8 protein-coding genes and 1 pseudogene are annotated in these 9,368 nt (G+C 43.9%); all 9 read left to right on the top strand.

Going from position 1 to position 9,368, the window contains the following annotated elements; all coding sequences use genetic code 11:
- Positions 1-1,240, top strand: a 1,240-nt coding sequence (locus EAE90_RS22320) for a DUF2345 domain-containing protein (RefSeq protein WP_214055333.1), incomplete at its 5' end; no start/stop codon positions are given.
- Positions 1,241-1,260: 20 nt separating this feature from the next.
- Entirely contained in the window at positions 1,261-3,474 is a 2,214-nt protein-coding gene (locus tag EAE90_RS22315) for a hypothetical protein (protein ID WP_214055332.1), read from the top strand.
- Positions 3,475-4,425: a formylglycine-generating enzyme family protein gene (locus tag EAE90_RS22310; protein WP_339921761.1), complete on the top strand. Its 951-nt coding sequence runs from the start codon at positions 3,475-3,477 to the stop codon at positions 4,423-4,425.
- Positions 4,422-5,375 (top strand): formylglycine-generating enzyme family protein, encoded by a 954-nt coding sequence (locus tag EAE90_RS22305; RefSeq protein WP_246551080.1) that lies wholly within the window; start codon positions 4,422-4,424, stop codon positions 5,373-5,375. The genes EAE90_RS22310 and EAE90_RS22305 overlap by 4 nt, the downstream gene beginning before the upstream one ends.
- On the top strand, positions 5,372-5,497 hold the full coding sequence (locus EAE90_RS24350; RefSeq protein ID WP_281422387.1) for a hypothetical protein: 126 nt from the start codon (positions 5,372-5,374) through the stop codon (positions 5,495-5,497). The genes EAE90_RS22305 and EAE90_RS24350 overlap by 4 nt, the downstream gene beginning before the upstream one ends.
- A gap of 347 nt (positions 5,498-5,844) precedes the next feature.
- Positions 5,845-6,309, top strand: a complete 465-nt coding sequence (locus EAE90_RS22300) for a cytochrome c oxidase assembly factor Coa1 family protein (RefSeq protein ID WP_214055331.1) — start codon at positions 5,845-5,847, stop codon at positions 6,307-6,309.
- Positions 6,310-6,502: 193 nt separating this feature from the next.
- Positions 6,503-7,237 (top strand): hypothetical protein, encoded by a 735-nt coding sequence (locus EAE90_RS22295; protein WP_214055330.1) that lies wholly within the window; start codon positions 6,503-6,505, stop codon positions 7,235-7,237.
- Positions 7,238-7,493: 256 nt separating this feature from the next.
- A complete protein-coding gene (locus EAE90_RS22290; protein ID WP_214055329.1) occupies positions 7,494-8,651 on the top strand; it encodes a hypothetical protein in 1,158 nt (385 codons plus the stop codon).
- A pseudogene (locus EAE90_RS24065) lies at positions 8,648-9,368 on the top strand (ImcF-related family protein); the annotation flags it as partial. The gene EAE90_RS22290 and the pseudogene EAE90_RS24065, both read left to right, overlap by 4 nt.

Genomic DNA, 9,368 nt, shown 5'->3' with positions numbered 1-9,368 from the left:
GGATGAATGGCCGTTGGGCGGTGAAAGTCTGTGGGTGCGCTTAGCCCGGCCGTATGCCGGTAAAACTCACGGTTTTCACTGGCCGTTGATCCAGGGAACCGAAGTGGCGATCGCGTTTGAGCAGGGGAACCCGGACCGGCCCTACATCGCCCATGCGTTGCATGATTCCCGGCATGAAGACCATGTGACTCTCTACAACTACAAACGCAATGTGCTGCGCACACCGGCCAACAACAAACTACGCATGGACGATGAGCGCGGCAAAGAGCACATCAAACTGAGTACCGAATACGGCGGGAAAAGCCAGCTCAATCTGGGCCATCTGGTGGATGGAAAGCGACCGCATCCCAATAAGCGCGGCGAAGGATTTGAGTTGCGTACCGACGACTGGGGAGCCATCCGGGCCGGGAAAGGGCTGTTTATCAGCGCCGATCAGCAGGTTAAAGCCTCGGGCCGGCAGTTAGATATGGCGGCGGTGATCGAACAGTTAGAAACGGCCTTGTCTATCGCAAAATCATTATCACAGGCAGCAGAAATCGGCCAGGGTAAACCGGGGGATTGTACAGCACAGACTAACCTTAACCAGACGCTGGAAGGGCTGAAAAAGCCGGGAATATTGATGCATGCGCCACAAGGGATAGGGATTGTCAGTCCTGAATCGGTCAGAGTGGCATCGGGTAATCGCAGTGTTGGCGTGATAGCGGGGAAAAATGTCGATATCAGCGCGTTGAAAGACATCACGGCGATTGGTGGTGAATCGGTGAATCTATTTGCGCAAAAATCCGGCATGCAATTATTTGCTCATCAGGGAAAGCTGGCGATACAGGCACAGGATGATGAACTGTCAGCGCTGGCTAAAAAGGATATTGCTATCGCCAGCATAGAGGGAAAAGTCACGCTCAGTGCTGATCGGGAAATCTTGCTATCCAGTGGCGGTGGTTATATTCGGATCAAAGACGGCAATATCGAATTAGGTTGCCCCGGCAACATCCTGTTGAAAGCGGCAAATATACAAAAAATGGGCGCTGAAAATATTCATACACCAGCGCCGGTGCCGCCACGGGGATACAGTGGGTTTTTTACCTTAAAGGATCAGGACAGCGGGGAAGTTTTACCTCACAGGCGCTACCGCATTACCACCGCAGATGGGCAAGTGTTTGAAGGGATGAGTGATGAAAACGGTAAAACCGTTGAAATTCATACCGCCACGCCGGACAAACTAAATATTGAACACTTTTAACTTACTGAGAGGAAAACCGTATGGCCGTATCGACCGGAAAAACCGGGGTAAAACCGCAAAACACCGATGTGTATATCAAAGCGGAGCCAGCAATATATTTCCACCCTGACAGTGAAACCTTGATTTTTGTGGATAAAGAAGATGTCCACGCATTGATGGAGGAGCATAACTTTCTGAGTCACTGTGTGGAACAGCGCATTGAGGCGGAACGTCAGTTAGACGCTCTGACAGAACAGTGTACTCAGCAGACAATGGTGCCTGCTTACGGGCAAGAAGTGCAGCTAAAAGCAGCTTATGACGAATTGAATGGTGCTTGTGAACGGTTACGCAATCAGCTAACTACCTTAAGTCCACCAGAAAATTTGCCTAAAACGACGTTATTGGATGAAAACGCCAAAAAAAGCGCGATTGGTATCACGGAACTGATAGCGATGGATAAAGGCTATCAGGGTTACAAATACACCTACGTTCGGTCAGACAAAATCAAAAGCCACTGGCGGCGCTATAAGCTGAATGAACAGGATAAGAAAGGTGGTGGTAAAAGCTTTTTACGGGAAGTGCCGTATACAGATAAAGAGGGCAACAGCCGTACCCGAATGGAGATAGATGGCAAAAAGCTGGAATCGCAAATTAAAAACCTCAAACCTTCATTAACGGTGCTGGATGTGAAGTTGATTGATGATCACAGCGGTGTTTGGGGGAAGTGGGCGCAAGACCTGAATAACAGCCTGAAAACATCGCCGTATGAAGGGGAACATATTGCGTTTGATTCACAATCCCAACTGATGCGCTGGTCTTATGGTGCGGGAGCCAAAGCCGCATGGAACCCGCTGGAAATCAGTAAGAATGGGTTGAAAGGGCTGTTGGACGCATCAGGGAAGATTAATTTTTATGCCAATTTTGCGTTGGCGGAGTCGCGAACCAGAGCGACGCTCCATCTGCCGGACAGGACCGGCGTGAAACTGTGCTATCCGCGCAAGGATGGCAGCGAAGGCGTGTTGGGAATGTGGCGGTTTGACCTGACGCTGACACTATCGGGCAGCGTGGGGGCCAGTTTGGGGATTGAAGTGGGAGTAAATCTGAAAGGGGATGTGGCGAAAGGGGTACCGGTACAGATGGCGCTGGATGGCAATGGTGTGCCGGGACGTCGCAAGGTGGATGTCTCCAAGCTGCTGGAGGGATCGAATAACGGGGAGGAACTAGGCATGTTTGTCGGGGCAGAGTGCGGTGCCAATGTCAGTGGCGGCCTGATGTGGAAAAACCCGGAAAAGAATCCAATGGAATTTCGGCCGCTGGCGAAAGTCAGTGTTGGTATTACAGGGCAGGTTGGTGGAGGTTTCAGTGGCATTGTGTCGTTTAGTTATCGGGGGGGCCGTATTCGCGTCGTTGCCAAAGGTGGTCTGTGTTGGGGTGTTGGCGGTAAAGGGGCGGTCAGTTTTGATATTGATGGCGAGGCGATATGGGAAGAGTTTATGCCATGTCTGGCCTATATGTTGCGCAATATGGATTATGTGAAGATGTTGGAGCTGATGGCTGAGGAGCATTATTACGCGTTTTGTATGATGCCGTTGTTGAAGTTGGGAGAAATAGTAATAGCTAAGAATGTTAGTGGCTTAATTACCGATCTAAAGCAATCTTGGGATGATAAAGAAAAACGGGTGGCATTGATGGAGAAGATTAATGACAGCCAAGGGGACGTACTGAAATATGCATTACCGGAAACTCGCGGGGCAATGATTGCTGCGCTAATTGAAACTAATTTCTGGGATGAAGTAGCGAGTCCAGCCAGTAACCGTGAATTAAAGGGTGAATTCATGACGGTATTCAGTGCTCGTAAACGGGCAATACTCGCAGTATTAAAATGGGTACAGTCAAAACGCGACTACGAAAAGGTGATGCAGAATTTGCATAAGGTACCGGGTGAAGTAGGGAAAGATCCCGATGTAGCAATAAATGACTGGAAAGAAGGAGAGGCGAAAGTGGTTGCCTTTTTGGGTCAAGGTGAAGCGCCACAAGTCTATGGGAGTAGTGATAAGTTTATTCCCTTTGCTGCTAAAGTCATTATTGAACCTAGTCATTATGCAAAAAATTTGAAAGATATTTATAACTGGTTACCTGCTAGTGCTGAGGTAGCGAAAAGCTTAAATGAACCTCTGAAACCAGTAAATGCAGAGTTGTTTAAAAGTATTACACAGGTGGTGATTGAGCAGCACGGTTATGTGAGGAATATTTAAATGATGAAAAGCATACTCTGTTATCCCTTAGTAGCTGGCTTGGTATTGCTAACACTGGCGGGCTGTAAAGATAAAAATAAAGTTCAGGCAGAACCGCAGGCGTTGGTAAAAGAAGTGCTGGCGGAAATGGTGCCAGTGGAAGGTGGCAGTTTTATGATGGGGGATTTTGGTCGCCGGGTAGCAGAACATTTGCCTTATAGTTTTGATATGGATAATAGGTTGGAACATAAGGTAACGCTGGACAGTTTTAAAATTGCAAAATATAAAGTGACTTGGGGGCAGTTTAATCGTTATCGGGCGATTCTAGGGTTACCGAAAACGGCATCCTATAATGACTTGAAATCTTCAGATCCTGACTACGAATATCTTAACCGAAGTACTGGAGATAATTATCCTGCTTCGGTGTATTGGCAGGAGGCCAAGGATTATTGCCAATGGTTGGGAAAAATCAGTGGTAAGAAAGTGGATTTACCGACAGAAGCGCAATGGGAGTATGCAGCTCGTAGTCGCGGGCAGTTATTTATCTTTGCCAGTAATAATAACAAGTATGGTTATAAAGAGAATTTTGCTTCTAGAATTAGTCCAGTTGGCTCTTATCCACCAAATCCTTTGGGATTGTACGACATGATGGGTAATGGTACCGATTGGGTTAATGATTGGTATTCAGCGGATTATTACCAACATTCTCCAGAGCATAATCCGCAAGGTCCTGAGCACGGAAACGAAAAGGTGATGCGGGGAATGAGTGGAGGGGATGGAGTATTCAGTACCACTATTACTCGGGATAAGGATTGGTTTGAAAATGGGAAACTCATTCCACCGGGCTACGGTTTTCGTTGTGTAGTTAACTACCCTGAAACCAAGAATCCAACTTTAGATTTAAAAGATTCTCATAACAGAGAAAAGCCGGCAATGAGTCAGTCTGATAAACAGGGAGGAGCGAAATCATGAAAAGCATACTTTGTTATCCCTTAGTGGCTGGTTTGGTATTACTAACATTGGCGGGTTGTAAAGATAAAAAGAAAATTCAGACAGAACAGCAGGCGTTGGTGAAAGAAGCATTGGCGGAAATGGTGCCGGTGAAAGGGGGCAGTTTTATGATGGGGGATTTTGGCATGCGCGACGGTGACAACCTGTTTTACAACTCAGATATAGATAATAAATATGAACATAAAGTAACACTGAACAGTTTTAGCATTGCTAAATACAAGGTGACTTGGGGGCAATTTAATCGCTACCGAGAGATTCTGGATCTGCCGAAAACGGCAACGTATAACAAACTGAGACAAAATAGGATTTCTCAGTATTTTGTCGAGAGTACAGGTGATAACTATCCGGCTTCAGTAGACTGGCAGGATGCTAAAGATTATTGCCAATGGCTGGGCAAAGTAAGCGGTAAGAGGGGAGATTTGCCGACAGAGGCGCAATGGGAGTATGCGGCGCGCAGTCGAGGTCAATTATTTATCTTTGCTAGCAGTGATAACTATTACGATGAAGAAAAGGGGTTCTCTTCAAGTAATAGCCCGGTGGGATCTTTTCCACCGAATCCTCTGGGGTTGTACGACATGATGGGTAATGGCATTGATTGGATCAATGATTGGTATGCAGAAGACTATTATCAGCGTTCACCAGAACATAACCCACAAGGGCCTGAGCATGGTGATAAAAAGGTTGTGAGAGGCTATGTAGGACTAGGAGTTGGGGGGGTACTGAATAGCACAACGGTGGCAAGAAATAGTGTGTCATTAAAAAAATATAAAGTTAATTCTCCAGGCTATGGTTTCCGTTGTGTAGTTAACTACCCTGAAACCCAGCATTCAACTTTAGATTTAAAAGATTCACATGACGGAGAAAAGCCGACAATGAACCAGCTTAATAAACAGGGAATAGCAAAATCATGAAAAGCATACTCGGAGCTGAACTGGATAATGACGAGTATTCAGAAAGCGATTATCAACATTCACCGAAGTACAGCAATAGTAAGGGTAAAAGGGTATTGAAAAAAGACACACTTTATCTGTGAGTTAAAATATTCTCTGTGTAATGAATTTTTTTTGAACTAAAAGCACGATTTTGAATCTAACTAGTTTTATGGTTGTAAGGAGAAGCCAATAACTGAATAGAATGATCCTTGAAAAGGAGAAAAACAGTTAAATAAACAAAACAGTAACGTCGCTATATGAGGAAAGGATAATGATAACCATTATGAAATGGCGATGGGTTTTGCTTTCACGATTACAGAGGAAAATAAGCAATAGCTAAATGAGTTGTAAAAAACTGTAAATAGGGTTCTGCCCTATATCTGATGGAATAAGAAGTTCGAACATAAGATAACGTGGCATTTCGCCCGAATGAAAAGGTATTAAAGAGATGAAAGAAAAAAATGTAACGATACAAAAAGAGCGGAGTTTATCGGATAACGAAGCAATGACGGGTGTACCTTCTCTTCCTGAAAAACGTAGTTGGTTGGCTCGTAAATGGAAATTAATGATTGTCTGCTTTATTCCTGTTTTCATCGCAGGTATATTTATGATTGCCATGAACGCAATAAAATCTTCGGAGCCCTATAAAAAAGCTTTATCGCTGGCACAATCTAATCCTGCGGTGAAAAGTGTTTTAGGTCAACCCATTGAAGCAGGCTGGTTTATTTCTGGCAGTATTAGCGAGAGTGAAGCGGGATTTGAAATTGCTATTAAAGGAAATCGGTCTGGTGGTACGGTGTATGTTGATGCAGATAAACATGCAGGACATTGGCGATATAAAAATATTACTGTTCAACCTGATGTAGGAGGGGAATCTATCGATTTACTGGCAGGCGGTAATGCCATGAAATAAAGATTATTTTCTTTGTGAAGTGTTATTAAAACGCTCTTGAGCCGGTTTAATTTAATTGAAAAGTAATGAGAATCATTCTTAAAAGAGAAAATTAAACAACGTAGAGTTAATAGTATTTTATTCTGTACTATAAGGTGTTGTTTTCTCTATGTGATTTTAGGTTATTGCAAATGTTTTCTATAAAGGTAAGAGTATGGGCCGGAATAAATCCGTAAATCCTATAATAGTAGGCTTAGTATTACTGGCATTGTCAGGTTGTAAAGATGAAAAGAAAACTCAAACGGAGCCGCAGGCTTCGGTAAAAGAAGTGGCAATGTCTGGTGGCAATTTTAATTTAACAAGCCTCCGCGATAACAAACACGAGCGGGTTAAACTGATGGAGAAAATCAATGCCAGTCAGGGGGACATATTAAAATATGCATCATCAAAAACGAAAGGAGAAATCATTGCGGTTCTGATTGATAATAATTTATGGGATGGCGTGGCAAATCCGCTAAAACACCATGAGCAGAAGTGTGAAGAAGGGACAATCGTTGATGCACGTAAGCGTGCAGTATTGGCTGCGTTAAAATGGGTACAATCAAAGCATGGCTACGAAAATGTTATGCAACATGCAGAGATGGCGCCGATGGTTGATGGCGAAGCCGATTGGCGAGCGAATGAAGCAAAAGTCATTGCCTTTTTAAGCCGGGGGGAAACGCCGAGAAGTTATGGGCGTAGTGATAACTTTATCCCTTTTGCCGCGAAAGTTACCATCCAGCCAAGCCATTATGCTGAAAACTTGCGAGACATTTATCGTTCACTGCCTTCTCTTCACGCAAATGCTAATGAGCCACTGACGCCAGTAAATGTTGCATTATTAGGTAGTTGTACACAGGTGATGGTTGATCAGCATGGTTGGCGGCAGGTAAATGTAGGCGCTAGTTGAGCCGTTTGGTAAATAATCTGAAAAGTAAGATTAACACTCGGTTGGCAGTGGGTAATACCATGAAATAAAGATTATTTTCTTTGTATCGTATTATTGAAATTCTCTTGAGCCAATTTAATTGGAAGTTAATGATAATCATTATTAAAAGAGAAAATTAAGCAACGTAGAGTTAATGGTATTTTATTCTGTGCCATAAGATATTGTTTTCTCTATGTGGTTTTAGGTTATTGCAAATGTTTTCTATAAAGGTAAAAGTATGAGCTGGAATAAACCTGTAATTGCAATCCAGCAGGAACCTGTCTTTCCTGTATTATGGCATTGGCTGGTTTCAGGCATGCTTATTATTTGCATCGGTATGGCTTGCTATGTGTTATGGTCTGGATATATCAGGCTGCAACAATGGTGGATAATTTTTGGTGCGGTTGGCCTAATATGGCTGGCTGCATTTGGACTGAGGCTATATCTCTTTGGTTATCAGTTGGGGATATATCATTTTTGGCATCAAGAGCGACTATCTATTGATAGAGAGTGGAAAATCTGGGCCAGTCGATATATGTCTGTGTTACACAATAGTGTATTTTTACCGGAGAAAATAACCGCCGGGACTATCGTGCAGGAAGAGCCAAAAATTGCCGTTCAATATGGTGAAAAAAAAGTAATAGACTATTTTTCATGGTCAGAGAATAAATGGCATGATTCAGTGAAGATATTATTACACAGTGCTGAAAAGGCGATCTCTGATATCCCGCCGGACAGACAAATCTGCGCAACGGTTATCACTCATGGCTCTGCACAAGAATATGAGAAATTAAAAATAATATTGCAAGAAAAGTGGCAATCGATTTTTCCTGCACGTCAGCCATTATCTCAACTAAATCTGGTGCCTTATTTGTCGGCAATGCAGATTGAACATTGGTTAAAAGATCCGGCTAGTGAAGTGCAATTACTGATATTGCTGCAAATTGAAAACACCGGGCGATTTTCAGAAGGCTTAGGAGTATTGCTTATGGCAACCGATGATTTGACACAAAAATTTGCATTGACTGAGAAAGCCAGAATTTATCGACCGATGGAAATTGACGCTGAAAATTTTGAGCAACAATTTAAAACCTTTATTAATACCCAATCATCTGCGAAAGAAGCCATCGGTATGTTAGGGGATGATAACGATATATATTCCTATACTTCACAAATTATGCCAGCGATTCAGGAACAGAATGCAGCATTAAAACTGGAACGGATTAAAAATATTGAAAAGTTTATTGGTGTGCTTGGCCCAAATGCCTATTGGTTGGCAACTGGGTTGGCTATTGATTTATCTCAATATCATTCAGGGAATTATTTAGTTTTAGCGAAAAATGATCGTAACTGGGCTGTAAATACAGTTCAGGCATGGGAGGAACAATCAAAATGATTAGTAATAAATGGACCAAAATCGGTAACGCACTGCTATTTATCGTCGTTGCTGCTGTATCGGCATTTTGTATCTGGTTTTACGGTGAAAAAATCGGATTGAATGAAAATGATAAAAAAATATTTGCCTGGGGATTGTCTGTATTGATCTTTAGTGTACTGCGTCTTTTCCCGGTAATCGTTGGGATCTATCGGCAGGAATACCTCAGAAGGGAAATCGAACAACAAGGTATGCGTCCGGCCAGAGAAGAACGGTTAAAAATTTATACCTCTGAGGATGAAAATAGGGAGATGATCAATTTTCACCTCAGTCGGCGTTATGGTCGCTTTTGGCGTAACAAAGTGCGTATCTTACTGGTGATGGGCGAAGATCAAGAAGTAGATCAGATAGTTCCTGGCCTTGTTCAGCAGAAATGGCAAGAGGGCGAGTACCACCTGTTGCTGTGGGGCGGCAGTTTGCAGGTCCAGCCGGATAAAGCGCAGTTACAGGCATTGCGTAGGTTGCGTCGCCGTCGCCCGCTGGATGGCGTGGTGTGGGCGATAACCGAAGACCAGCTCGGCCAGCGGACGCAGATAGAGACTGCGCTGCGTATGCTGGAGAAACAGGGGCAACAGCTAGGCTGGCAGGCGCCGGTGTATGTGTGGAATGTGCGTCACAGCGACTGGGACCAGCGCGACCGGCCAACCCAGACCGTGGGCTGTTTTCTGTCCGGGGAGT

Source organism: Photorhabdus caribbeanensis (assembly GCF_018448885.1).
Lineage (GTDB): Bacteria > Pseudomonadota > Gammaproteobacteria > Enterobacterales > Enterobacteriaceae > Photorhabdus > Photorhabdus caribbeanensis.
This window is presented reverse-complemented; position numbering and strand designations above follow the sequence as displayed.

Coding starts and splice junctions, on each gene's coding strand:
- EAE90_RS22315 (WP_214055332.1), top strand. CDS start 1,261: ATGGCCGTATCGACCGGAAAAACCGGGGTAAAACCGCAAAACACCGAT.
- EAE90_RS22310 (WP_339921761.1), top strand. CDS start 3,475: ATGATGAAAAGCATACTCTGTTATCCCTTAGTAGCTGGCTTGGTATTG.
- EAE90_RS22305 (WP_246551080.1), top strand. CDS start 4,422: ATGAAAAGCATACTTTGTTATCCCTTAGTGGCTGGTTTGGTATTACTA.
- EAE90_RS24350 (WP_281422387.1), top strand. CDS start 5,372: ATGAAAAGCATACTCGGAGCTGAACTGGATAATGACGAGTATTCAGAA.
- EAE90_RS22300 (WP_214055331.1), top strand. CDS start 5,845: ATGAAAGAAAAAAATGTAACGATACAAAAAGAGCGGAGTTTATCGGAT.
- EAE90_RS22295 (WP_214055330.1), top strand. CDS start 6,503: ATGGGCCGGAATAAATCCGTAAATCCTATAATAGTAGGCTTAGTATTA.
- EAE90_RS22290 (WP_214055329.1), top strand. CDS start 7,494: ATGAGCTGGAATAAACCTGTAATTGCAATCCAGCAGGAACCTGTCTTT.